Source organism: Clostridium sp. LIBA-8841 (genome assembly GCF_057782475.1).
On the sequence record NZ_CM173488.1, the window covers coordinates 3804018 to 3827861 of the forward strand.

24 protein-coding genes and 10 tRNA genes are annotated in these 23844 nt (G+C 30.9%); 8 read left to right on the plus strand and 26 right to left on the minus strand.

All coding sequences use genetic code 11. The features are described from left to right. Position 1: 1 nt before the first annotated feature. Positions 2–1054 carry a peptidoglycan DD-metalloendopeptidase family protein gene (locus AC2A4K_RS17020; protein WP_322504888.1) on the minus strand — a complete coding sequence of 351 codons (1053 nt, stop codon included), beginning with the start codon at positions 1052–1054 and terminating at the stop codon, positions 2–4. A gap of 235 nt (positions 1055–1289) precedes the next feature. Between AC2A4K_RS17020 and AC2A4K_RS17025 the strand changes: the two genes are divergently transcribed. Next, on the plus strand, positions 1290–2291 hold the full coding sequence (locus AC2A4K_RS17025) for a DnaD domain protein (RefSeq protein ID WP_322504889.1): 1002 nt from the start codon (positions 1290–1292) through the stop codon (positions 2289–2291). Next, positions 2288–3283 (plus strand): ATP-binding protein, encoded by a 996-nt coding sequence (locus AC2A4K_RS17030; protein WP_322504890.1) that lies wholly within the window; start codon positions 2288–2290, stop codon positions 3281–3283. The genes AC2A4K_RS17025 and AC2A4K_RS17030 overlap by 4 nt, the downstream gene beginning before the upstream one ends. Positions 3284–3375: 92 nt before the next feature. Here AC2A4K_RS17030 and AC2A4K_RS17035 read toward each other — a convergent pair. The 11 genes from AC2A4K_RS17035 to AC2A4K_RS17085 all read right to left on the minus strand — a co-directional run bounded on the left by AC2A4K_RS17035 (position 3376) and on the right by AC2A4K_RS17085 (position 4972). After that, positions 3376–3451 (minus strand) — tRNA-Thr (locus AC2A4K_RS17035). Between the two features lie 3 nt (positions 3452–3454). Further along, positions 3455–3531, minus strand: a tRNA-Asp gene (locus tag AC2A4K_RS17040). A 12-nt stretch (positions 3532–3543) separates the two neighbouring features. Next, positions 3544–3619, minus strand: a tRNA-Val gene (locus AC2A4K_RS17045). Between the two features lie 5 nt (positions 3620–3624). Continuing rightward, a tRNA-Glu gene (locus tag AC2A4K_RS17050) sits at positions 3625–3699 on the minus strand. Between the two features lie 5 nt (positions 3700–3704). After that, positions 3705–3781, minus strand: a tRNA-Asp gene (locus tag AC2A4K_RS17055). 14 nt (positions 3782–3795) lie between these two features. Beyond that, positions 3796–3871 (minus strand) — tRNA-Val (locus AC2A4K_RS17060). A 6-nt stretch (positions 3872–3877) separates the two neighbouring features. Continuing rightward, positions 3878–3952: transfer RNA gene (locus AC2A4K_RS17065), tRNA-Glu, on the minus strand. A gap of 7 nt (positions 3953–3959) precedes the next feature. Continuing rightward, a tRNA-Asp gene (locus AC2A4K_RS17070) sits at positions 3960–4036 on the minus strand. A gap of 14 nt (positions 4037–4050) precedes the next feature. Continuing rightward, a tRNA-Val gene (locus tag AC2A4K_RS17075) sits at positions 4051–4126 on the minus strand. A gap of 4 nt (positions 4127–4130) precedes the next feature. Then, positions 4131–4205 (minus strand) — tRNA-Glu (locus AC2A4K_RS17080). A 197-nt stretch (positions 4206–4402) separates the two neighbouring features. Continuing rightward, a complete protein-coding gene (locus AC2A4K_RS17085) occupies positions 4403–4972 on the minus strand; it encodes a hypothetical protein (RefSeq protein ID WP_322504891.1) in 570 nt (189 codons plus the stop codon). Between the two features lie 208 nt (positions 4973–5180). Here AC2A4K_RS17085 and AC2A4K_RS17090 point away from each other — a divergent pair, with 208 nt between their 5' ends. Continuing rightward, on the plus strand, positions 5181–6425 hold the full coding sequence (locus tag AC2A4K_RS17090) for a BaiN/RdsA family NAD(P)/FAD-dependent oxidoreductase (protein ID WP_322504892.1): 1245 nt from the start codon (positions 5181–5183) through the stop codon (positions 6423–6425). 180 nt (positions 6426–6605) lie between these two features. On the opposite strand, the gene AC2A4K_RS17095 is transcribed toward AC2A4K_RS17090, so the two are convergent. From AC2A4K_RS17095 to AC2A4K_RS17120, 6 genes are all read right to left on the minus strand, one after another. Continuing rightward, entirely contained in the window at positions 6606–7364 is a 759-nt protein-coding gene (locus AC2A4K_RS17095) for an acyl-ACP thioesterase domain-containing protein (protein ID WP_322504893.1), read from the minus strand. Between the two features lie 23 nt (positions 7365–7387). Then, a complete protein-coding gene (locus tag AC2A4K_RS17100) occupies positions 7388–8128 on the minus strand; it encodes an acyl-[acyl-carrier-protein] thioesterase (protein WP_322504894.1) in 741 nt (246 codons plus the stop codon). Between the two features lie 131 nt (positions 8129–8259). Then, positions 8260–8802, minus strand: coding sequence for an NADH peroxidase (locus tag AC2A4K_RS17105; RefSeq protein ID WP_322504895.1), 543 nt, complete (start codon positions 8800–8802; stop codon positions 8260–8262). Positions 8803–9171: 369 nt separating this feature from the next. Continuing rightward, positions 9172–9363, minus strand: coding sequence for a DUF1858 domain-containing protein (locus AC2A4K_RS17110; protein WP_322504896.1), 192 nt, complete (start codon positions 9361–9363; stop codon positions 9172–9174). A 120-nt stretch (positions 9364–9483) separates the two neighbouring features. Next, positions 9484–9963, minus strand: coding sequence for an NUDIX hydrolase (locus AC2A4K_RS17115; protein WP_322504897.1), 480 nt, complete (start codon positions 9961–9963; stop codon positions 9484–9486). A 128-nt stretch (positions 9964–10091) separates the two neighbouring features. Then, positions 10092–11378, minus strand: coding sequence for an adenylosuccinate synthase (locus tag AC2A4K_RS17120; protein WP_322504898.1), 1287 nt, complete (start codon positions 11376–11378; stop codon positions 10092–10094). 499 nt (positions 11379–11877) lie between these two features. Between AC2A4K_RS17120 and sdaAB the strand changes: the two genes are divergently transcribed. The 5 genes from sdaAB to AC2A4K_RS17145 all read left to right on the plus strand — a co-directional run bounded on the left by sdaAB (position 11878) and on the right by AC2A4K_RS17145 (position 17198). After that, positions 11878–12558 (plus strand): L-serine ammonia-lyase, iron-sulfur-dependent subunit beta, encoded by a 681-nt coding sequence (sdaAB, locus tag AC2A4K_RS17125; protein WP_322504899.1) that lies wholly within the window; start codon positions 11878–11880, stop codon positions 12556–12558. Beyond that, positions 12559–13440: an L-serine ammonia-lyase, iron-sulfur-dependent, subunit alpha gene (gene sdaAA / locus AC2A4K_RS17130; RefSeq protein WP_322504900.1), complete on the plus strand. Its 882-nt coding sequence runs from the start codon at positions 12559–12561 to the stop codon at positions 13438–13440. It begins immediately after the preceding gene. Positions 13441–13686: 246 nt separating this feature from the next. After that, positions 13687–14892 carry an SIS domain-containing protein gene (locus AC2A4K_RS17135; protein WP_322504901.1) on the plus strand — a complete coding sequence of 402 codons (1206 nt, stop codon included), beginning with the start codon at positions 13687–13689 and terminating at the stop codon, positions 14890–14892. Between the two features lie 81 nt (positions 14893–14973). Then, positions 14974–15831 carry a tagatose bisphosphate family class II aldolase gene (locus AC2A4K_RS17140; protein WP_322504902.1) on the plus strand — a complete coding sequence of 286 codons (858 nt, stop codon included), beginning with the start codon at positions 14974–14976 and terminating at the stop codon, positions 15829–15831. 38 nt (positions 15832–15869) lie between these two features. Beyond that, complete coding sequence (locus tag AC2A4K_RS17145; protein ID WP_416173363.1) at positions 15870–17198, plus strand: class II D-tagatose-bisphosphate aldolase, non-catalytic subunit; 1329 nt, start codon at positions 15870–15872, stop codon at positions 17196–17198. 61 nt (positions 17199–17259) lie between these two features. On the opposite strand, the gene AC2A4K_RS17150 is transcribed toward AC2A4K_RS17145, so the two are convergent. From AC2A4K_RS17150 to AC2A4K_RS17185, 8 genes are all read right to left on the minus strand, one after another. Next, a complete protein-coding gene (locus AC2A4K_RS17150; protein ID WP_322504904.1) occupies positions 17260–17985 on the minus strand; it encodes a GntR family transcriptional regulator in 726 nt (241 codons plus the stop codon). A gap of 137 nt (positions 17986–18122) precedes the next feature. Next, the gene (gene yajC, locus AC2A4K_RS17155) at positions 18123–18386 is read right to left on the minus strand and encodes a preprotein translocase subunit YajC (RefSeq protein WP_322504905.1); all 264 of its coding nucleotides are present in this window, start codon (positions 18384–18386) and stop codon (positions 18123–18125) included. A 16-nt stretch (positions 18387–18402) separates the two neighbouring features. Next, on the minus strand, positions 18403–18807 hold the full coding sequence (locus AC2A4K_RS17160) for a PTS sugar transporter subunit IIA (protein ID WP_322504906.1): 405 nt from the start codon (positions 18805–18807) through the stop codon (positions 18403–18405). Between the two features lie 96 nt (positions 18808–18903). After that, positions 18904–19710, minus strand: coding sequence for a PTS system mannose/fructose/sorbose family transporter subunit IID (locus AC2A4K_RS17165; protein WP_322504907.1), 807 nt, complete (start codon positions 19708–19710; stop codon positions 18904–18906). Beyond that, positions 19710–20501, minus strand: coding sequence for a PTS mannose/fructose/sorbose/N-acetylgalactosamine transporter subunit IIC (locus AC2A4K_RS17170; RefSeq protein WP_322504908.1), 792 nt, complete (start codon positions 20499–20501; stop codon positions 19710–19712). Before AC2A4K_RS17170 ends, AC2A4K_RS17165 begins: the two co-directional genes overlap by 1 nt. A gap of 46 nt (positions 20502–20547) precedes the next feature. Continuing rightward, on the minus strand, positions 20548–21036 hold the full coding sequence (locus AC2A4K_RS17175; RefSeq protein ID WP_322504909.1) for a PTS sugar transporter subunit IIB: 489 nt from the start codon (positions 21034–21036) through the stop codon (positions 20548–20550). A gap of 427 nt (positions 21037–21463) precedes the next feature. After that, a complete protein-coding gene (proC, locus tag AC2A4K_RS17180) occupies positions 21464–22264 on the minus strand; it encodes a pyrroline-5-carboxylate reductase (RefSeq protein ID WP_322504910.1) in 801 nt (266 codons plus the stop codon). Positions 22265–22403: 139 nt separating this feature from the next. Continuing rightward, complete coding sequence (locus AC2A4K_RS17185; protein ID WP_322504911.1) at positions 22404–23738, minus strand: replicative DNA helicase; 1335 nt, start codon at positions 23736–23738, stop codon at positions 22404–22406. Positions 23739–23844 lie beyond the last annotated feature (106 nt).

The window sequence follows — 23844 nt, forward strand, 5'->3', positions numbered from 1 at the left end:
ACTAATTTATATAATCTACGGGATTAATAGGATTCCCTTTATATCTCAATTCTAAATGTAGGTGAGGCCCAGTACTTCTTCCAGTACTACCGACTTTTGCAATAGTCTCACCTTTTTTCACTTCTTTTCCCGATTCGGTTAATATCTCACTAGCATGTGCATATAAAGTTTCTGTGTTATCATCATGTTTTATTATAACCATATTTCCATATATATCATCATAGCCTACAAAGCTTACTACACCATCGCAAGCTGCTTCTATAGGTGTTCCACTTGGTACAGCAATATCTACGCCTCTATGCCCCCCTCTGCTCTTTTCTCCAAATACAGATGTTACAACTCCACCTCTCGTTGGATGTGATAAGAAGGTCATGTTGGAGTTAATAGGATTCTTTACTCCCTTATAAATCTTAGTACTCTCTGCCTCTTTTAAAATTGATTCAGATATTACTTCACTATTTTCTTCTTTTCCATTTATAAAGGTCATTTTCTTTTTAACCTTTTTTTCTCCCGCTTTTCCATTTTCAACAGTATTATCACCTAAGTACTTATTATCTACTTTTATAATCTCCACGGCTGGATCTATTGGTACAGTCTCTTCTACTTCAGCTTTAACAGTTATTTCTACTAAAGGCTCATCTAGAATCTTATTACTTAACAGAATTTTAGATGAAATTTCATCAACTGAACTGATATCTTGAGATAAAACACTATTTTTTTTCAAATCTACTTTTGTATCAAATTCTACCTCTTTAACTAAAACTCCACTTTCAGAAGCTTTTTTAACATATTTTTCTTTGATTTCATTTAAAACATCCTCTACAGTATCTTGACTATCTATATAACCTACCACATTGTTATTTAAAGATAGCTCATAAGCCTCAACATAAATATTAGCCATACGGCTTACACCCTCAACAACATATTCAAATCCTCCTTTTTCTGCATACAAGGAATTTGCAAATACCTCAGTTTTAACTGTAGAAAATAAAATAATTAAGGTAAAAAGAAAAACTCTACTAAAGTTTCTCCCCTCGCCCTCCGAAATACTCATATTCAAAATTCTCCTTTTAATAAAAATTTTAGTTTAAAATTAAACACGTAAATTAATGTGCCCATTAAAATAAAACTTATTCATTCAAATAAAATATTTTTTATATTTTATAAGAGATTACTTTATTGTTATAGAAAAGACACTTTGATATAATTAAACATAGTCTAAAATTTTAATTTATTATAAATCTTTAATTATTAGACTATTTATACAAAACTAGAAAGGTGGTTATTTTTTGAGTACTTTTATGTTAAAAAACTCAGCCACTAAATTTACTCCTGTTAGTAATGTATTCATAGAAGAATATATGCCTAAAGCTCGTGGGGAATTTATTAAGGTTTATTTGTTAATGATAAAATATAGCTTTACGGGGGAACCTGGAGTTAACTCTTCAATTTTAGCAACAAATTTGAACCTTTTAGAATCAGATATAATGAATGCTCTTAATTATTGGCATGAAGAAGGTGTCATAAAATTAGTTCCTATAGATAAAATGAATAACTTTAAAATAGAGTTTGTAGACTTATCGGAAGGCAATCATTCATCAAATCAAAATTCTGTTGATTTATTGTCAGCACTTGATGAAAATAATACTAAAGATATGCTGAAAGATATAGAAAAACTTATATGTAGACCTTTATCAACAAAGGAAATGACTACCTATCTTTCTTGGCAAACAGAGCTTAATTTTTCCTCTGAGCTTATACTAATATTAATAGAGTATTGTGTATCTAAAGGAAAAAAAGATGTTAGATACATAGAAACAGTGGCTCTTGGTTGGCATAACGCCGGAATAAAATCAATAGAGGAAGCTCAAGCTTACATAACTAAAACAGAAGATAAATGGGTTAAAATAAGAAAAATACTTAAGTATTTAGGAATACAAAATACTGAGATAATGAAGCCTCAAGAAACTATGATGGAAAAATGGCTTCTAACTTATAACTTCTCTGTTGAGTTAATACTTAAAGCTTGTGACATATGCTTTGAAAGACTAAATAGAGCTGACTTTAAATATATAGACGGTATTTTAGCTAAATGGTTTAAAGACGGTATAAAAACTCTTGATGATGTTGCTAAGAAGGATGTTAAGAAGTCATCAAACATCAAAAAACCATTTAATACAAACAATACAGCTCAAATTCAAAAGAAACCAGCTAGAGAAGCAAACTTTACCCAAAGAGATTATGACTATGATTCCTTAGAAAAACAATTGTTAGGATGGGATACTGAATGATTAAAGGTTATAAAAGTCAATTAATGGATATGTACGAAAAAATTCGTCAAAAAGAAAAATCAAATCTAGCTAATAGACAAAAAGAAATAAAAGAAAAAATACCTCAAGTATTTGAATATGAAAGAGAAATAAGTAAGCTTTCTCTAAAACTTTCAATGCTTGCTTTAAGAAAGCATGAAAAAGAAAGTTTTGAAAAACTAAGAAAAGAAATCGAAAATCTTAGAGATGAAAAAGATCAACTGCTTGCTATGAATGGATATTCAAAAGATTATTTAGATATGCATTATAAATGTGAAAAGTGTAAAGATACAGGATATATAGGCGCTGAAAAATGTGTTTGTTACAAAAGAAAACTTGTAGAGATATACTATGAGAATTCTCATATGGCTGATGCCTTAAAATTAAATAACTTTTCAAAATTTGATATAAATGTTTTTTCTTCTATGAGCAAAGGAAATGAAAAGTATTCTCCAAGAGAAAATATGCAAATCATTATAGACAAAATGATTAATGGATATATTCCAAAATTTAATAGCCATAATGAAAATATACTTTTCTATGGAAGTCCTGGTACCGGAAAAACATTTATGACTTATTGTATAGCTAAAGAGTTATTAGATAATGGATTTCTTGTAGTTTATAGAACTTCTGATGAGCTTATTAGAAATCTTAGAGAAATAAGGTTTAATAATGATCGTGAATTAGAAGGATTGCTTATAAATTGTGATTTACTTGTTATTGATGATTTAGGAGCCGAACAAATAACTGATTTCTCAACTACTGAGTTATTTACTCTTCTAAACAAAAAAATATTATTAAATAAAAAAATGATTATATCAACTAATTTAAATTTACCTGAACTCAAACAGGCTTATGCAGAAAGAATAACTTCAAGATTACTTGGAAACTTTATTCTGTTTAAAACCTATGGAGATGACATAAGAATAAAGAAAAATCTTCAAAAAAGAAAGAATATATCTTATCTTACTTAAAAGATAAGATATATTCTTTTGGCATAAATAAATTAAATATCGAAATATTCTTTTGAAGAATAAAAAAGAACTTCAGTTAAACTGAAGTTCTGTGGAGCTGATGATCGGACTTGAACCGATAACCTGCTGATTACAAGTCAGCTGCTCTGCCAATTGAGCCACACCAGCGCATGGCGACTCAGAAGGGGCTCGAACCCTCGACCTCCGGCGTGACAGGCCGGCACTCTAACCAACTGAGCTACTGAGCCATTTAAAGTTTATGGTGGTCGCAACAGGGATCGAACCTGTGACCCCCTGCTTGTAAGGCAGGTGCTCTCCCAGCTGAGCTATGCGACCTTATATGGTGACCCCTAGGGGAATCGAACCCCTGTTACCACCGTGAAAGGGTGGTGTCTTAACCGCTTGACCAAGGGGCCAAAACTGGCGACTCAGAAGGGGCTCGAACCCTCGACCTCCGGCGTGACAGGCCGGCACTCTAACCAACTGAGCTACTGAGCCATTAAAAACTTTAATGGTGGTCGCAACAGGGATCGAACCTGTGACCCCCTGCTTGTAAGGCAGGTGCTCTCCCAGCTGAGCTATGCGACCGTAATATGGTGACCCCTAGGGGAATCGAACCCCTGTTACCACCGTGAAAGGGTGGTGTCTTAACCGCTTGACCAAGGGGCCAAAAATGTGGCGACTCAGAAGGGGCTCGAACCCTCGACCTCCGGCGTGACAGGCCGGCACTCTAACCAACTGAGCTACTGAGCCATTAAAAGTTTTTATGGTGGTCGCAACAGGGATCGAACCTGTGACCCCCTGCTTGTAAGGCAGGTGCTCTCCCAGCTGAGCTATGCGACCGTGATGGTGACCCCTAGGGGAATCGAACCCCTGTTACCACCGTGAAAGGGTGGTGTCTTAACCGCTTGACCAAGGGGCCACATTAACTCTTAAAACCACATCATTTTTGACCAGTTTTAGCTTTAAACTAAATTTGTTTATTTTGTTTTTGTCTTTCGCACTTGGCGACCTGACAAGGAATATAATACCCAAAAAATAATCTTATGTCAACACTTTTTTCAGTCATTTTAGTCTATTTATAGCTATTTAATAAAATTATATTTATTATTCGCTTTTTTACTCAAAATTACTCTCATTTTCTATTTTTTCAACTATTTTTTTATAAATTTCTAATTGTCTTTCTCTCCAAGCTCTCTGCTCTTTTAATTTTTCCATGTTAAAATGACAGATTTCAAGGAATTCTGGCTCTTCTAGGACCTTAATATTGAACTTATAGCTGTCCTCTCTGAAGTTTCTTCCACTAGCTTCGATTTTTATTGGATATTGTCCATTTAAGTATATCAATATATCTTTATCCCAGAATCCTCTTTTATTAGCGCCTTTAGAAAAATCATTTAAAACTTCTAAAGATTTTACCTCTTCAATTGATTCCTCAAGTGAATCAATTATTCCTTTATAAAATAAAGCCGAAATTCCTCTATTTATTTTTATTTTTAATAGATTAAGATTTTTTTTAATAATATCATCAATTTCTCCTTCTGAAATAAGTTCTCCATCTTTCATTTTGAAAGTTTTTATTCCTGACTTATCAGAATAATCTACAACTACTTGATCATAATTCATCCTTCTAATCTTTAATTCTGTATTGTGTCCCTCCATAGTACTATTTGTAATTTTAAATTTCATAATACTCACCTCATTATTTAGTATTGCTCCTAAAAAAAATAATATGACTTATGATTTTTATCATTCTTTAAGTATTTAATAATAAGTAAATATGATACAATACAAACTTAGAAATGTTATCATTAAATAAACAAGACTTTTAGAAAATTATTTTTAGGTTAGTATAAAAATTAAGATATAACGATACGAGAAGGGAGAAATTAAACTTATGATATACCATGACGTAGTTGTTCTAGGCGGTGGAGCTTCTGGTTTAACAGCTGCAATTACAGCAAAAGATTTTGGTTTAGATGTTGCTATAGTCGAAGGAACAGACAGAATAGGAAAAAAGATTCTTACTACAGGTAACGGTAGATGCAATATAACTAATTCATTAATAGGATTTCCATTTTCAAATTTTCACAGTAGTAATGATGGATTTTTTATTAAAACATTAAGCAAGTTCTCTGTTGAGGATACAAAGGCTTTCTTTCTTAATCTAGGATTACCAATAATAGAACTTGAAAAAGGTAAAAGTTATCCTCAATCTTTACAAGCTTCTTCTGTTGTGGATATATTAAAAATATCTTTAGAAGAACGTGAAATTCCTCTTTATAATTCATATAAGATAAAATCTATCCACAAATCAAAAGGAAAATTTGTTTTATCCACAGGAAATGAAGATTCTCCTGTGATTAAGTGCAAAAAGTTAATTATGGCTTGTGGAGGAAAATCTGCCCCTAAAACTGGTTCTGATGGTTCAGGTTATACTTTAGCTAAAAATTTAGGACACTCAATTGTTGAACCTAATCCAGCTATTGTTCAATTAAAACTCTCTCATAATAAATTAAAAGCTTTATCTGGAATAAAGTTTAATGGCTATGCTGAAGTTTTATGTGATAGAGAAAGTATTAGAAAAGACTTTGGAGAGATTTTATTCACAGACTATGGAATATCAGGTCCTCCAATACTACAAATTTCTAGAGAAGCATCTTTAGGATGTTTTAAAGGTAAAGATGTTAAGATTGTAGTTGATATGATGCCTGAAAAGTCATTAACTGAATTAGAAGATTTCTTAGAAGGACACTTTGCTGTTTTTTCTTGTAGAGAAGTTATAAACTCGCTTATAGGTATTGTTAATAAAAAAATGATACCTATACTTTTAAAAGAAGCAGGTATCGATAATTTACATAAACCATGTTATGAACTTACTTGGAAAGAGAAAAAATCATTGATAAATCTTATGAAATCTTGGGAATTTAAATGTACTGGAACAAATGGCTTCCAAGCAGCTCAAGTAACTACTGGTGGAGTAAACACAAAAGAAGTTGATCCAGAAACCCTTCAATCAAAAATCGTAGATAATCTTTATTTCTGTGGGGAATTATTAGATGTTGATGGTGATTGTGGTGGATTCAATTTACAATGGGCTTGGAGTTCAGGATTCACTGTTGCTCTTTCCTGCACACTTTAATAAGTAGACTATTGAAATAATCATATATATTAAAATAAAAAATTATAAATATTAAATTAGATTAATAGTTATTAAAAAAGGTGTTTAATTAGAAAATAAAACTTTCTAATTAAACACCTTTTCTATCTATGAAAATTTCATAACATAACTTCTAAATTTAAATTACCCCTTAACTATTAATTAAAACTCTTTTTTCCAAATAGTTTCTATTAGAGCTGATACTTCTCCTAATCTATGATTAATTATCTTGTAAAGGCACTTATATCCCTCTTCAATCTCGTCCCACTGGCAGACAATACTTACATCATCACCAAGTCTAACTTCTTTCTCATACTTTATTTTAGCTGATATAAGACTATATTCATCTAAAATACACTCTGGAGTAGCTTCCATAGTCCACTCTAAGTATTTAGTGTTATTAACATGCTTATTGAAATCTATATCGCTTCTTCTCACTGAAAGGTTTGCTTCTAAATCTTCTCTTATTAATTTTTCGACTTTAGTTGATTTTAATTCCACCTCTCCAGTATCAGCCATATTTATTAACTCACAATATTCCTTAGGAATCCTAACTGCTCTACGCTTTTCTAAATCTATTAATAAGAATATAATTTTTCCTTCTGCAATAAGTTCATTTTTATCATCATAAACTTTATAAACTCTACTAGCATAGAACTTTTTTATTCCTTCTAAATAAGTTTCTACATTAATAGAACTTTTATATGGTATTGGCTTCTTTATATCAATTGAATAACTATAAATAATCCAACTTAATCCTTGATCTTTTAAGTATTTAATACCCTCATAAGCTAACTCTTCTTCATGAACCGCTGATACATCACCAAAAATTTTCATAAGTGGTACCATTCTTACATTTTTGTTGATATCTGAGTCATAATATAATACGTCATATTTTTTTGCAAATTTATTTTCGCTCATAATTTCATTCTCCTAAATATTTTTTAATACCAATAAGTTTCTGCTAAAGTAATGTTTTTTCCTTCTTCATTCTGTACTTTATGAAGAACTTTTATTTCATTTTCTCCTCTAATTATTTTTGATTTTATATTTACATTATGACCATATGTAATTTCTTTTTCAAATTTTATTTTTATTCTTTTCATTTTATATTTTAAAACAATATCCACTGGAACGGTCTCTAAAACCCATTCTATGTACTTAATATTACTAACATGCTTATTTAAATCTATATCTAAATATCTTATATGAAACTCTAAAGAAATATCTTCTTCTTCGAATTTCTCAAAATCTAGCTTTTTTCTTAATAATTTTGAAGACTCTTTACTTACCCCATGAGCCTCATATTCTGCATCACTTATCCTTGCAGGTCTTCTAGTACTCTTATTTATTAAAAAAGCTAATACATTAGCTCTAGACACTAAATTTCCTTCCATATCATAAGCCTCGAATATTCTATTAGCATAAAATTTTCTTATAGATTCAACATAAGTTCTAACTTTAACTTTTTCCCTATATCTCGGATATCTATTCACGATTATGTCATAATCAAAAAATACCCATGTAGTATCATTATCATTGTTTGTACAATTCATTGAATTTTCTTCTTCTTGACTCAAGCAACAATCAGAAAAGAAATTCATCATTGAAGTTATTCTACAGTCTTTTCTTCCATCAGTTTCTCCATAAGTAATTTCATATATTTTTTCATACGTCTTCCCCATTTATATCACTCCTCATTTGGAAGTATATCAAATCAAAAAATACCTTTCAAACAACAAAAACACCACTAAATTAGCTAATTTAGTGGTGTTCTTTTACAAATATATCAATACAAACAAAGTATTATGGATTCTTATTTAAAGTATCTGTTTAATAATCCAGCGAAAGCTTTTCCGTGTCTAGCTTCGTCTTTACACATTTCGTGAACTGTATCGTGGATTGCATCTAAGTTTAATTGTTTAGCTAAAGTAGCTAAGTCTTTCTTACCTTGACAAGCTCCATGCTCTGCATTTACTCTTGCTTGTAAGTTAGCTTTTGTATCAGCTTCTACAACTTCTCCTAACATTTCTGCGAATTTAGCAGCATGCTCTGCTTCTTCGAAAGCTATTCTTTGATATGCTTCAGCAACTTCTGGGAATCCTTCTCTATCAGCTTGTCTAGCCATAGCTAAGTACATTCCTACTTCTGTACACTCTCCCATGAAGTTAGCTTGTAATCCTTCAATTATTCTTTCATCTACACCTTTAGCAACTCCGATTCTGTGCTCGTCAGCGAATGCTAAGTCTTCTCCTTGCTCTATGAACTTGTCAGCTCCAACTCCACATACTGGGCATTTTTCTGGTGCTTTTTCTCCTTCGTAAACATATCCACATACTGTACAAACAAATTTTTTCATAATATTATTCCTCCTACAAAACAAACATTTATTTAATTTCAATTTATAATCATAATTTAAAAGTCTTTATTATTAAGTCGTTTCTTGTTGATGTTTTTTTCTTCATCAACCTTATGTCATTATTATATAATAATAATTATTATTTAGCAATAGTTATTTCTAATTTTTTTGAAATTTTTTTATAAAAACTATGTTTTAAACTAATTTTTATTTTTAGATAAAATATAAGATCCTCCTTGTAGGTAATCCTTTTCAAAATTTGTTAAACTGAAAAGCTAATTAAAAATCAATATTAATCTAAAATAGAGTTTTATAAAAAATAAGAAGCATTTTAAAAAAATGCTTCTTATTTTTAAGCAGAGTTTAAAATTAGTCTTCTATGTTATTTATAGCATTTACTAAATCATCTAAGTTTATTCCGTGAACCATAGCAGCTTCTTCTAATGTTTCAGATTGAGCTGATGGACATCCAACACATCCCATTCCGAAGCTCATTAATACCTCTATAGCTGTTGGCATTTTTCTTACTATTTCTCCGATTGTCATATCTTTAGTTATCATAATTAACTACACCTCTCTTAACTAATCTTAAATTAAAAGTTATATTTTTAATTATACTCTCTCTAAATTTCAAATACAAGTATTTTACTCTGAATTATCTCTTTAAATTTAAAACTCTTATTATATATAATTTTCTATATTTAATTTTTCTATTATATCCTTTATTACTACTCTATCAGGTGGATTTATATTTTCTAAGTCAGGAACTTCATCTTTATAGAAAAATACAGCATCTGCACTTTCCTCTTCATCTAAAATAATTTCTCCATCATAGTCATTTGTAATAAATATAGAAGAAGCATTATAAATTTCATCTCCATTAGGATATTCATTGTAACAATTCTCACCAGAATAAACATTAAATAAGTTTAAACTCTTAACTTTAAGGCCTACTTCTTCATATGCCTCTCTAACAGCAGCCTCTTGAAAGCTTTCTCCTAACTCTAAACTTCCACCTGGAAGCCCCCATTTATTATTATCAGTTCTTTTTTGTAATAATATTCTTCCTAACTTATCTATTATTACAACACCTGCTGAACACATTATAAGCGGTCTATGTGGATTAGGAAGTTCTTTTCTTAAATCCATTATATATCCCATACAACTCTCCTCTCAACCTATATATTTTTATTCTAAATTAATTTAAAAATATTATACCCTAAAATCAAAAATAGCTTAAGATTAAATAATCTTAAGCTATTTTCTAATTAGTTATTTGTTAGTATTTATTAAAGTTCTTCTCTTACTCTTATAGTTTGGTTTCTCTTTGGTCCAACACCAACTATAGAAACTTTAGTTCCTGTGAATTCTTCTATTCTTCTTAAGTAAGTTTTAGCGTTCTCTGGTAACTCATCATAGCTTCTTGCTTCAGCAACTTCTTCGCCCCATCCTTCGAACTCTTCATATATTGGCTTACATCTAGCTAAATCTTCTAAACTAGCTGGGAAGTAATCTATAACTTTTCCATCTAATTCATATCCAACACACATTTGTATTTTATCTAATCCAGCTAATGTATCTATTTTAGTTACTACTAATGAAGTTAATCCACAAACTCTTGTAGTAGTTTTTAAGATAACAAGGTCTAACCAACCACATCTTCTTGATCTTCCTGTAGTTACTCCATATTCATGACCTTTTTCTCTTATCCATTCACCAGTTTCATTTTCAAGCTCTGTTGGGAATGGCCCTTTACCAACTCTTGTAGTATAAGCTTTAGCTATACCAACAGCATTAGTTATCATGTTTGGACCTACACCAGCTCCACTTGGAACTCCACATGAAGTTGTGTTTGATGATGTAACATATGGGTAAGTTCCATAATCTATATCAAGAAGCATTCCTTGAGCTCCTTCAAATAATACATTCTTATCAGCTTGGATAGCATTGTATATTTCAACTGAAGTATCTTTAACATATGGTCTTAATCTTTCAGCAAATGCCATATATTCATTGTATATTTCATCAAAGTTTAATTCTTCTCCACCTAATAATTTGATGTATCCATTTTTCATTTCGATGTTTATTCTTAATTTTTCAGCAAAAGAATCTTTGTGCATAAGGTCACAAACTCTTATTCCTGATCTTTCATATTTATCTGTATAACAAGGACCTATTCCTTTACAAGTAGTTCCTATATCATTTTTTCCTCTAGCTTTTTCTTTTAACTTATCTAAAGTTATGTGGTATGGCATTATAAGGTGTGCTCTATCACTAACTATTAATTTCTCTGGAGTTACTTTTACTCCTAAGCCTTCTAAATAATCTATTTCTGTAAATAGTGCTTTAGGATCTACTACAACACCATTTCCTATTACGTTTAATTTCTCGTCATGTAATATTCCTGAAGGTATTAAGTGTAACTTATATTGTTTATCTTCAACTTCAACTGTATGTCCAGCGTTATTTCCTCCTTGGAATCTAACAACTACTTCTGCTTCTTCTGCTAAATAGTCTGTCATTTTTCCTTTTCCTTCGTCTCCCCATTGAGCTCCTAATACAACAAATGCTGACATTTTTATTTCCTCCTTATAAAAAGAACATTAACATTCTTTCTTTATAAACCATAACGGTTAATCAACTTTTTCCGAGTAGACAATGTTCGTATTTATAGGTATTTTTGCTATAAATTTCATTGTCCTATACCATATTAACAGAGTAAAACCCTTAGGTCAAGGCAATAAAAACGAATGTTTTAACATATTTTCAGCCCTAAAGTTCATTTTGTTTAATTTGATTAAACATTATTTAATTAAATAATATTTCTTCGCCAAATTTCTTATTAATATGATTCATTTTTCCTAATACTTATTCTTAGCAATAAACTGATTTTTTAACAAATATTTTTTTATATTTCTAAAAATTGATTAAATTATTAATAAAATTTTTGCTATTAAATTTAGGTTAAAACTTTCAATTAAATATAAAAAAAATGTTATACTATAGTTAATAAAACACTTACATATTAGAGACTAAAATATCTTATTTTATTACATATAACAAAGGAGAATAAAAATGAATACATATGGTGTTTTCGATATTCTTGGACCAATTATGATTGGCCCATCTAGTTCTCATACAGCAGGTGCTGCGAGACTTGGAAAAGTAGCTAGAGCAATTTGCGGTAAACCAATGAAAAAGGTTACTTTCCTTCTACACGGTTCTTTTGGAAAAACTTATAAAGGCCATGGTACAGATAAAGCTTTAGTAGCTGGTATTCTTGGAATGGAACCTTCTGATACAAGACTTAGAAATTCTTTAGAAATAGCAAAAGAAAAAGATATTGAAATAGAATTTAAAGAAGTTGATTTAGGTGATGTACACCCTAATACGGTTAAATTTATAATTGAAGATATTGATGGTGTTTTTCATGAAATAGTAGGTTCATCAATAGGTGGTGGAAGTATTAAAATCACTGAAGTAAATGGTAGTGTTGTTGAATTTACTGGTGAATATCCAACATTAATAATTTCACATAAAGATATTCCTGGAGCTGTATCTAAGGTAACAACAATAGTTTATGAGCACAATATTAATATTGCCTTCATGAAGGTATTTAGAACAGAGAGAGGAAAGGCTGCAAGAATGGTCTTTGAAATGGATAACCCTCTTACTAAGGAAATAATTGATGAGATTAAAAAAGTTGAAGCAGTTGAAAATATAGTTGTTATAAATCCAGTAAAGGAGGAAATATAAATGCTTGCAAGAAATGGTGCTGAATTATTAGAAATATGTAAAGAGAATAATTTCTCCTTAGCTGAATATGCAATTCAACATGAAATGGAAAGTAAAAACTGTACTAGAGAAGATGTAATTAAAGGTATGGAAAAAGTTCTTCATGTTATGAAAGAGGCGGCTAATGAAGGTCAAGAAAAAAAAGTTTATTCTGTTAGTGGATTAATCGGTGGAGATGCTTACAAACTAAGAAAATACTTAAATAAAGGAAATACTCTAACTGGAGATGTAATGGTTGGAGCTATGGCTAGAGCTTTATCTTGCTCCGAAGTAAATGCTTCTATGGGAAGAATAGTAGCCTGTCCAACAGCCGGTTCTTGTGGAATATTACCTGCTGTAATCCTAACTGTTGGTGAAAGATTAGAATTGAGTGATGAGGAGCTTATTCAAGGATTATTAGCTTCTTCTGCTGTAGGAATGATTATTGCTCAAAATGCTACTTTAGCCGGTGCTGAAGGTGGATGCCAAGCTGAATGTGGGTCTGCAGCCGCTATGGGTGCTGCTGCCACTGTAGAAATGATGGGTGGTACTCCAGAAATGGCCCTAGATGCTGGTGCCATCGTCCTTAAAAATATCCTTGGACTTGTTTGTGATCCAGTAGCTGGCTTAGTAGAAGTACCATGTGCCAAGAGAAACTTTGCTGGTGCTGTTAGTGCTTTAACTACCGCAGACCTAGTTATGGCAGGAGTTCATAGTAAAATACCTTTTGATGATACAGTTGAAGCTATGTATAGAGTAGGAAAATCACTTCCTGCTGCCTTAAGAGAAACAGCTTTAGGCGGCTTAGCTATCACTAAAACTGGTCTTGAATTAAAAGAAAAAGTTTTTGGTAAAGATAAATAAATTATTATTTATGAGCATATATTTTTATATGCTCATTTTATTTTAAATTAATATTCTAAAAAATAATTTAAATACAGTTCTATTTAAAATAAAGCATATTTTAAAATTTTATTTCAAAAGCTATAAGTAAATTATTGACATTTCTTACAATAATATTGTAAGATTAACTTGTAGTAACATCATTACTTATGATGATTTTTATTTAAATCAACTGGTAATGACAACATGATAAATGAGGTGAGAATTATGAATAAAGTTTTTGGTTTTACACAGGAAGAATTAAAAAGCTTAAAAGCTATCTATACAGCTAATGAAATATATCAACAACCTGAATTATGGAAAGAAACCTTAAGTATAGTTGAAAATAATAAAGAAGACATTGTTAATTTCTTAGATAAAAATCTAAACAAAGAAAATGTAAGAATAATCTTAACTGGAGCTGGAACTTCAGCTTATGTTGGAGATACTATTTACCTTTACTTAGCTAAGAAATTAGGTAAAAGGGTTGAAGCTATAGCTACTACTGACTTTGTTGCAAATCCTGATGAATATATAGATGAAAACGTAGCTACTATCTTAGTTTCTTATGCACGTTCTGGAAATAGTCCAGAGAGTGTTGGAACTTATGATTTATTTGAAAAGAAGGTTCCAAACCTAGCACATATAGTTGTTACTTGTAATAAAGATGGCCAACTAGCTAAGAAATCTCAAGAAAAAGAAGGAAACTTAGTTTTATTAATGCCAGAAAAATCAAATGACAAGAGTTTTGCTATGACAAGTTCATTCACTTGTATGACATTAGCTACTCTACTTTTATTTGATATAGCTAACCTAGAAGAAAACAAAAAGATTGTTGAAGAATTAGTTATTAAAGGACAAGCTTCTCTTGATAATCAATGGGAAGATGCAAAAACAATTTCAGATTTAGGTGCTGAAAGAATTGTTTACGTTGGTTCTGGCGCTTTAAAGGGTCTTTGTCATGAAATGGCTCTTAAAAACTTAGAATTAACTTCTGGTAAACAGGTTACTGTTTGCGAATCAATCTTAGGATTCAGACATGGTCCTAAATCAATAATAAATGAAAATACCTTAGTTATATTCTTATGCTCTACAAATGATCATACAGCCCTTTATGATTATGACTTAATAAAAGAAGTTTATAGTGATGAAGGAACTCAAAAGGTTGCTGTTTTAAGTTATTTAGATAAAGAAAATCTTAAAGAAATTTCTCATAACTATATAACAGCTAATGGATCAAAATTAGATGATACATTTGTAGCATTTAACTATATAATCTTTGGACAAATGATTTCTTTATTCAACTCTTTAAGACTTGGAATTTCTCCTGATAATCCAAGACCAGATGGAACCGTTAATAGAGTTGTTCAAGGTGTTATAATTCACGAATATGAGAGTGAGCTTAATTCAAAAGAAGTTCTTACTAACTCTTAATTAAAACTTATTTAAATAAAAAAGCAATTGGTGTAAAGTGGTTAACAATTAAAATAAATTAATTTATGAGAGGTGTTTTTTATGAATAAAATTAAATCTACTAAGGATATGCTTATAAGAGCTCAAAAAGGAGGATATGCTATTCCTGCTTTTAACATACACAATCTAGAGACTTTTCAAGTAGTTGTTGAAACTGCTGCTGAACTTAATTCTCCTATTATAATTGCAGGTACTCCTGGAACAATAGATTACGCTGGACCAGATTATATTGTAGCTATGGCTGAAGTTGCATCACAAAAATACAATATTCCAATAGCAATCCATCTTGATCATTTTGAGGATACTGAACTTATAAATAGTCATATACTAACTGGATTTAAATCTTGTATGATAGATGCTTCTCATCGCTCTTTTGAGGACAATGTAAATATAGTAAAGAAAGTTGTAGAATTTGCTCATAGATATGATGCTACTGTTGAAGCAGAACTTGGTAAACTTGTTGGAGTTGAGGATGACTTAGTGGTTGATGAAAATGAAGGAGCTTACACAGACCCTGATGCAGCCTTAGAATTTGTTGAGAGAACAGGTATAGACTCTCTTGCTATAGCAATTGGAACTGCTCATGGATTATATAAAGGAACTCCTAAATTAGATTTTGATAGATTAGTAAAAATAAGAGAAAAAGTATCTGTACCATTAGTTTTACATGGTGCATCAGATGTTCCAGATGAATTAGTTAAAAGAGCTATAGAACTTGGAATATGTAAGGTTAATGTTGCTACAGACTTAAAAATTCCATTCTCAGATGCAGTAAAAAAATATTTTAACGAAAATCCAAAAGCTAACGATCCAAGAAAATATATGACTCCTGGTAAAGATGCTATGAAAGAAATAGTTAAACACAAGATTCTTCTTTGTGGTAGCAACGGCAAAGCTTAATTCTTTAATTTAAGGAGGTTTTTAAAGTGTTACACCCAATGAAAGATATAATAATAAAGCAAAAGAGCGGAATACCAGCTGGTATCTACTCTGTTTGTTCTTCTAATAATTATGTTATTGAAGCAGCTATGGAAAGTGCTTTAGAAAATAATGAATGCTTGCTTATAGAAGCAACGGCTAACCAAGTTAACCAATTTGGTGGTTATACTGGTATGAAGCCAATAGATTTCAAAGAGTTTGTTTTTGAAATTGCTGATAAAGTTGGTTTTCCTAAAGATAAAATAATACTAGGTGGAGACCATTTAGGCCCACTAGTTTGGAAATCACTTGATGAAGATACTGCTATGAACTATTCAAAATTCTTAATAAGAGAATATGTTTTAGCAGGATTTACAAAAATACACATAGATACAAGCATGCACATTGGGAACGACTTAAAATCCGGAAAATTTGGTGATGAAGTTATAGCTGAAAGAGCAGCTATACTTTGTGAGGTTGCAGAGGATGCCTTCAATCTTTTAAATAAATCTGATAAAGATGCCATGCATCCTGTTTATGTAATAGGTAGTGAAGTTCCTATACCAGGTGGTGGACAAGATGAAGAGGAAGAAGAACTTCAAGCGACTAAACCAAGCAACCTCGAAACTACAATAAAAACTTTTAAAGATGCATTTACTGATCATGGTCTTGAAAAAGTATTTAATGAAGATGTAATTGCAGTGGTTGTTCAACCTGGAGTTGAATTTAATGGAGATACAATTTGGGAATATAACAGAGAAAAGGCATCTGCATTATCTGAAACTTTAAAGAAATATCCAACACTTATTTTTGAAGCTCACTCAACAGATTATCAAACACCATATGCTCTAAAAGAATTAGTTGAAGATGGATTCGCAATATTAAAGGTTGGACCTGCTCTAACCTTTGCTTTAAGAGAAGGATTATTTGCTCTTAGCTGTATAGAAGATGATTTATTCTCAAGAGATGAAAATATAGAGCTTTCTAACTTTAAAACAATCTTAGATTATACAATGGTTAAAGAGCCAGATAACTGGAAAAATCACTATAAAGGCAGTGGAAATAAAATCAAATTTGAAAGAAAGTATAGCTTCTCTGATAGATGTAGATACTATCTTCCAAATTCAGATGTTGATTATTCATTACACAAAATGCTATCTAACCTTAATTCAACTGAAATTCCACTAGCTCTTATAAGTCAATATATGCCTACTCAATATAAGAAAATACGATTAAACCAATTAAAAAATGACGCTGAATCTTTATTAAAAGATAAAGTTAAAGAATGTATTGATGATTATACTTTCGCAACACAATACTCACTTGAAGAAGATTTAGTTAATGTTTAAAGTTTAAAATAAAAGACACCGTCTTAAGACGGTGTCTTCTCTATTTTATTATCCTATTTATCTAATCTTCCTCTAAAACTACAGTATATTCAAATTTATCTCCTCTTGAAACACTTACTGTATATTCTATAACTCTATTATTTTCGAAGGTTATCCTTTCAATTCTCATTGCCGCTGTACCGTCTTCTACATTTAATATCTTAGAATCACTCTTTGATATTAGTATTGGTTTAAAGCTTTCCTTTGCCTTAGTTAGGCTAACATTATAAACCTCTCTAAATATATCATACATAGGCTTCTCTTTAAGCATTTCTTCTTTTAATTCTATGAACCTATACTCAGGTAAGTAAGTAAACTCTAACATCATTGGAGTGTCATCAGCTATTCTTAATCTTAGTATCTTATATACTTGTGAACTCTCCTCAATTCCTAACTTTTCAGCAATCTTATTATCAGCTCTTATTAAATCGAAAGATAATATTTCAGAAGATGGATTCTTTCCAAGCTTTCTCATTTCTTCTGTAAAACTATAAAATTTTAATAATTGTTGCTTATAAACCTTAGGAGATACAAAAGTTCCTTTTCCATGAACTTTAAAAACATACTCTTTTCTTTCTAACTCTCCAATAGCTTGTCTTGCTGTTGTTCTACTAACATTATATTGATCACATAATTCTCTTTCAGATGGCAACTTATCATTTTCCTTAAGTTCTCCTCTATTTATAAGATCAATTAGCTCAGTCTCTAATTGATGATATAGAGCTATGCCTCTGCTTCTCTTAAACATTCTTCCACCCCTAATTTCTAATAATCTATTATAGTGTTATCATATTTATTCCCTTTTTTCAATATTTTTCTTTATAAAACATAAACTCACAGCATATAAGATACTGTGAGTTATTTTAAAAATCATTATTTTCAATTTTATAAAACTCTAGAGATACAATATCTTTCAACCGTTATAGTAACATTCTTTGCTTTATCTATTACAATCTCTACAGTTTCTTTATTGACCTTTGAAACCTTTCCATGTATTCCGCTATTTAAAACAACATTTGATCCTACTTTTAAATTGACTTGTTGCTCTATCATCTTGACCTTATCTTTATTAACCCCTCTAAAGCTCACAATATACCAAACTAAAAATATTGCTATTAATACTAATAAAATAATCATAAAAGTTTTCATTGGTCTCCTCACTTTCTTATACGTTTAATAATTCTCTTACGCTACAAACGCTGTCTTTTCCATCACTTTTTATTTTTTCAACTAACTCTTTTATATTTTCAACACAATCTCTTTCCATTGTTGCTGTAACAACCATAGGTAGATTAACACCTGTAATTACTTCTACTGTCTCTGACTTATATAAGTTTAAAGCTGATTGATTCATTGGAGTTGCTCCTAATAAATCTACAAGAATTATTACTCCATCACCATCATTTAATTCATTAATTCTTTCTCCTATTTCCTCTCCAAAACTTTCAGCATCTTGTCCTCTTTTTAAAGATACTATTTCAAACTTTTCTTGAGTTCCACATATCATATCTATTGCATCAAAAATTCCTTTTGCCATTTCTCCATGAGTTGCTACTAATACACCTATCATTATTTTCTCCTCCTAAAAACCTTTATTTATTAATAGAGTTTCCATCTAAATTAGATGGAAACTCTTAAATTTAAAACAAATGCTATTATTTAACTATTATGCAACTATTCCTAAAGCACCTAAAGCAGTAAATACTACGAACATGCATATAACTATTTTAACTGGGCTCCATTTCTTATTTCTTAATAAGTGGAATACTCCAACAACAGCTAAAACTGAAAGTAGTTTAGGGAATAAGCTATCTAGAGTTGTTTGAAGAATAAACTCATATCCTCCAAAGTTAGCTTGAATTGGAGTTGTAATGTTGATTATTGAACCAACCATACCACCAACAACTACTAATCCTAAGATTCCAGCTCCAAAAGTAACTTTTTCCATAATACCTGCTGAGCTTGTAGCTAAATCAGCACCTTTTTGATAACCTAATCTTATAAGATTCCATTTAACAAATAAGTTCCAGCTTATGAATATAACTTGTGTTATTATAAGAGCTATTAAAGCACCAGTAAAATCTTTAGTTAAAGCCATAGACGCTGGTATAGATATTAGTAATGGTCCTAAGATTGCAAACATCATACTATCACCGATACCTGCTAAAGGTCCCATCATACCAGTCTTAATACCTCTGATAAGATCTGCATCGGCCTTTTGTTCCTCTAAGGCAGCAACTATACCTAAGATAACTGTTGCACCATAGTTAGGACAAGTATTAAAGAACTCCATGTGTCTAGTTAGAGCATTTTTCATGCCTTCTGGATCATCTTTATAAACTTTCTTTAATATTGGTGATATAGAAATAGCAAATCCTAAAGCTTGCATTCTTTCATATGACCAAGAAATTTGTATTAATAAATGGTTTAAAAAGACTTGCCATAAATCTTTTTTTGTTATTTTAGATTCCATTAGAATTCGCCTCCTATCTGATCAAAATCTGCATCATTATTTGCTTTAGTATCATTATTTCTGTAATATAATCCAACGTAAATAACAGCAGTTATAAGACCTACTAAACCAACAGCGATCATTGGTAAGTTTAAGAAACATACTAAAATGAATCCCATGATAGCAAAGTACCATTGCTTAGTTATTGGTAAGTAGTTTAATAATATTGCAACTCCTAATGCTGGCATTGCATGTCCTGCAGCAGCAAATCCATTAGTTAACCATACTGGAACCTTCTCTATGAATGCCGTTGCAACTTCTGAACCAAAGTATGCCCCTACGAAAACAGGTATAGCTCTTGATAATCCCCATGGAACTGATCCAAATAAATGCCATCTCCACATACCTTTTAAGTTTCCTTTAGCAGCATGTCCATCTGCTTTATGAGCACAAATTCCAGTAGATAATCTTGCTAATACATCTAGGTATGATCCTAATAAAGCTATTGGAACTCCTAATGCGATACCACTTTCATAACTTCCTGTTAAATGTCCAAAAGTAACACCTAGGATAGCTCCAGTAGTATAATCTGGAACAACAGCTCCACCGTATGAGTGAACTCCTAGAGACATCATCTCTAAAGTAGCACCAACGAATAAACCAGTATTTATATCTCCTAAGATAAGACCTGCCCCAAAACCAGCGATTAATGGTCTATGCCATAAACCTAAGTAAGGACCTAACATCTCATTGATACTTAGGAAAGCCCACACAGAGAGTAGTAATATCTGTATAATTCCTATTTCTTGCATAAACATATCCCCCTAATTATTAAATTGTATAATTCCCTTAAAATTATTAACTGTTAAAAACTTCTACTAATGGTTTAATGTCCTGTTTTGAATCTGTTGGAATCATTTGGAAGTAGCAATTAACCTTTTTAGCTAATAAGCTTTTTAATGCTTCAAATTCAGGTTCTGTAACAAATAACTTTTCACTTAACTTTCTTGAATTTGGTTTGTAAGTCATATTACCTACATTTAAATCCATATGTTTTAATCCACCTTCATAAAGTCTATTAGCATCTACTACATCCTTAACAAGTAAGAAAACTTTCTCATTTGGAGCTAGTCCTCTATTTAAGTATGCAATAACCTTATCAACTGGTTGCATTGATATTCTTACCTGCTTTGGAGCAGCTAATTTTAATATAGCCTGTTGATTAGGATCCTTTGCTACCATATCATTAGCAACTATGATATGATTGGGATTTGTCATTTTAGACCAAGCTAAAGCAACTTGTCCATGAATTAATCTTCCGTCAACCCTAAAATGTACAATTGGCATTTTCAGTCCCCCTTTACTCTTGTTTTTACTATTATATGTCACTAGAAAACTAGTAATACATCTTTGTAAGAATTTCATGTTGTAATTACCATTTTTTTCTTATATTTCCATTTTAAAACTTTTGCCATTTTTATGCAATAGTTTTCATTATAATTTTATTTTAATTTTCTGTTATTTTATTGATAATTTTTACAATATTAGTAATAAAATTAAAACAACTGTAGCATTATATAAATTAATATAAAATAAAAAAACTCCTAGATATTCTAGGAGTTTTTTGTAGGAGTTTTATTATGTTTGTTTGTTATGTTTGTTATGTTTGTTTTGTTTGTGTTTATCCAGTTCATGAATAATAACCAATTTCTAATTGATAATGATTATCATAATTAAAGTATATATACTTTTTTATTTTTTGTCAATAAAAATATTACATTTTCTTAGATTTTTTTGCACACTTCTTCATAGCATTCATTACAGCACTTCTAAAGCCATTCTCTTCTAACTCTAAAACAGCCTCTATAGTTGTACCGCCTGGTGAACAAACATTATCTTTTAACTTAGCTGGATGCTCTCCTGTTTCTAAAACCATTTTAGCTGATCCTAATACTGATTGAGCTGCTAACTTATAAGCTTTTTCTCTACTTATTCCTTCTCTAACAGCAGCATCTGCCATAGCCTCTATAAACATGTAAACATACGCTGGTGATGATCCACAAAGAGCTATAAATCCATGAAAATCTTTTTCGCTTAATACTTCAGCTCTTCCAAAAGCATTAAATATACTCATAACCTCTGCTAGCTCTTCTTCACTTACTAATTCATTAGGACAAAGAGCACTCATTGCTTCACCTACTAAAGCAGGTGTATTTGGCATAGTCTTAACTATTTTAGTTTCTTTATTGAACCACTTTTCAACATCACTTAAATTGATACCAGCAGCAATAGTAACAATAACCTTATTTAAATTTATATAGTCTCTTATTTCTTTTATTACCCTTTCATACATATATGGTTTAACAGCAAGAAATATTATATCGCTATTATTGCAAACTTCTTTATTATCAAGAGTTGTATTTATTCCTAAACTTTCACTTATTCTTTTCGCGCTTTCTTCTCTTGAACATGAGGCTATAATATCAGCCTTAGCAACAATACCTGATTTTAATATTCCACCAACCATGGCACTTCCCATATTCCCACAGCCTATGAATCCAATTTTCTTATTCATATCATCTTCTCCTCTTAAAATATAATATTGTAATTATTATATACCTTTTATATTAGGCTACCAACTGTAAAATTCCATATAAATTATTTTCTAAAATTAAAAAGGACACATCAAAAAATATTGATATGTCCTAATTTTATTAAACATCTTTATGAATGCCTTCATAATCTGCAAATTTACTGTATTGACCAAGCCATGCAAGTTTAACAGTCCCAACTGGGCCGTTTCTCTGCTTAGCTATTATACATTCACCTACATTTTTATCTTCAGTCTCCTTGTTATAGTACTCATCTCTATATAAGAACATAACAAGATCGGCATCCTGCTCTATTGATCCTGATTCTCTAAGGTCAGACAGCATAGGTCTGTGATCTGCTCTTTGCTCTGGAGCACGAGAAAGCTGTGATAATGCTATAACTGGACATTCCATCTCCTTTGCTATAGCTTTTATATTTCTTGAGATTTCTGATACCTCTTGTTGTCTACTTTCTCCACTACCACTCATAAGTTGAAGGTAGTCAATAAGTATAAGATCTATTCCATATTCCATTTTAAGCCTTCTGCATTTAGATCTCATTTCCATTACTGAAACCCCTGCAGTATCATCTATGTAAATTTTAGCTGATGCTAATGGTCCTGATGCTCTAGCTATGTTGTCCCAATCTTCAGGACTTAATTTACCAGTTCTAAGACTTAACATATCAACATTTGCTTCTGAACATAATAATTTATATGCAAGCTGTTCCTTTGACATCTCCAGAGAAAATATAACTACGCTTTTTCCCTCTCTTAATGCAGCATGTTCTGCTATATTAAGAGCAAATGTAGTCTTACCCATAGATGGTCTAGCAGCAATAAGCACCATATCTCCTTTTTGGAATCCAGATGTCATCTCGTCCAAATCTTTAAATCCAGAACCAACACCTGTAAGCTCACCTTCATTATTGAATATAGCTTCTATTTGTTCAAAGCCTCTTTCAAGAACAACACTTAATGGTTCAAAATCATTTGACGATCTCTTTTCTGATAAATCAAATATCTTCTTTTCAGCTGAATCTATAACCTTCTCAACATCATCTTGATTGTTATAGCAATTCTCTATAATTTCAGTAGAAGACTTTATAAGTCTTCTTAGCATTGCTTTTTCATCAACTATTTTTATATATGATTTTATATTAACCGTACTAAGTACAGATGCACTTATTTCCGTTACGTAACTTATACCACCGGCTTTTTCAAGTTTATCTGTAGATTTTAAATACTCTAATAATGTTAGCTGGTCTACAGCCTGATCTCTTTGATACATTTCTATGATGCTTTGAAATATTATCTTATGAGCATCTCTATAAAATGAATCCTTGTTTAAAACTTCAGCTGCTTGTGCGATAGTAGTCCTATCTATTATCATTGCACCTAAAACAGATTGCTCTGCCTCTATACTTTGTGGCAAACTCTTCATTACTGGTGTTTCCATTAATCCTAGTTTTCCTCCTTTCCTTCAAAATAAAATTTCTAATATTATTAAAAATTTTTAGATAATTTAATACTTCTAAAAAAATCTTCTTAATTTAATTTCTTAT

Bases quoted from the DNA above. Each gene is read 5' to 3' on its own strand.
- AC2A4K_RS17020 (WP_322504888.1), bottom strand. From the start codon at position 1,054: ATGAGTATTTCGGAGGGCGAGGGGAGAAACTTTAGTAGAGTTTTTCTT.
- AC2A4K_RS17030 (WP_322504890.1), top strand. From the start codon at position 2,288: ATGATTAAAGGTTATAAAAGTCAATTAATGGATATGTACGAAAAAATT.
- AC2A4K_RS17085 (WP_322504891.1), bottom strand. From the start codon at position 4,972: ATGAAATTTAAAATTACAAATAGTACTATGGAGGGACACAATACAGAA.
- AC2A4K_RS17090 (WP_322504892.1), top strand. From the start codon at position 5,181: ATGATATACCATGACGTAGTTGTTCTAGGCGGTGGAGCTTCTGGTTTA.
- AC2A4K_RS17095 (WP_322504893.1), bottom strand. From the start codon at position 7,364: ATGAGCGAAAATAAATTTGCAAAAAAATATGACGTATTATATTATGAC.
- AC2A4K_RS17100 (WP_322504894.1), bottom strand. From the start codon at position 8,128: ATGGGGAAGACGTATGAAAAAATATATGAAATTACTTATGGAGAAACT.
- AC2A4K_RS17105 (WP_322504895.1), bottom strand. From the start codon at position 8,802: ATGAAAAAATTTGTTTGTACAGTATGTGGATATGTTTACGAAGGAGAA.
- AC2A4K_RS17110 (WP_322504896.1), bottom strand. From the start codon at position 9,363: ATGATAACTAAAGATATGACAATCGGAGAAATAGTAAGAAAAATGCCA.
- AC2A4K_RS17115 (WP_322504897.1), bottom strand. From the start codon at position 9,963: ATGGGATATATAATGGATTTAAGAAAAGAACTTCCTAATCCACATAGA.
- AC2A4K_RS17120 (WP_322504898.1), bottom strand. From the start codon at position 11,378: ATGTCAGCATTTGTTGTATTAGGAGCTCAATGGGGAGACGAAGGAAAA.
- sdaAB (WP_322504899.1), top strand. From the start codon at position 11,878: ATGAATACATATGGTGTTTTCGATATTCTTGGACCAATTATGATTGGC.
- sdaAA (WP_322504900.1), top strand. From the start codon at position 12,559: ATGCTTGCAAGAAATGGTGCTGAATTATTAGAAATATGTAAAGAGAAT.
- AC2A4K_RS17135 (WP_322504901.1), top strand. From the start codon at position 13,687: ATGAATAAAGTTTTTGGTTTTACACAGGAAGAATTAAAAAGCTTAAAA.
- AC2A4K_RS17140 (WP_322504902.1), top strand. From the start codon at position 14,974: ATGAATAAAATTAAATCTACTAAGGATATGCTTATAAGAGCTCAAAAA.
- AC2A4K_RS17145 (WP_416173363.1), top strand. From the start codon at position 15,870: ATGAAAGATATAATAATAAAGCAAAAGAGCGGAATACCAGCTGGTATC.
- AC2A4K_RS17150 (WP_322504904.1), bottom strand. From the start codon at position 17,985: ATGTTTAAGAGAAGCAGAGGCATAGCTCTATATCATCAATTAGAGACT.
- yajC (WP_322504905.1), bottom strand. From the start codon at position 18,386: ATGAAAACTTTTATGATTATTTTATTAGTATTAATAGCAATATTTTTA.
- AC2A4K_RS17160 (WP_322504906.1), bottom strand. From the start codon at position 18,807: ATGATAGGTGTATTAGTAGCAACTCATGGAGAAATGGCAAAAGGAATT.
- AC2A4K_RS17165 (WP_322504907.1), bottom strand. From the start codon at position 19,710: ATGGAATCTAAAATAACAAAAAAAGATTTATGGCAAGTCTTTTTAAAC.
- AC2A4K_RS17170 (WP_322504908.1), bottom strand. From the start codon at position 20,501: ATGCAAGAAATAGGAATTATACAGATATTACTACTCTCTGTGTGGGCT.
- AC2A4K_RS17175 (WP_322504909.1), bottom strand. From the start codon at position 21,036: ATGCCAATTGTACATTTTAGGGTTGACGGAAGATTAATTCATGGACAA.
- proC (WP_322504910.1), bottom strand. From the start codon at position 22,264: ATGAATAAGAAAATTGGATTCATAGGCTGTGGGAATATGGGAAGTGCC.
- AC2A4K_RS17185 (WP_322504911.1), bottom strand. From the start codon at position 23,738: ATGGAAACACCAGTAATGAAGAGTTTGCCACAAAGTATAGAGGCAGAG.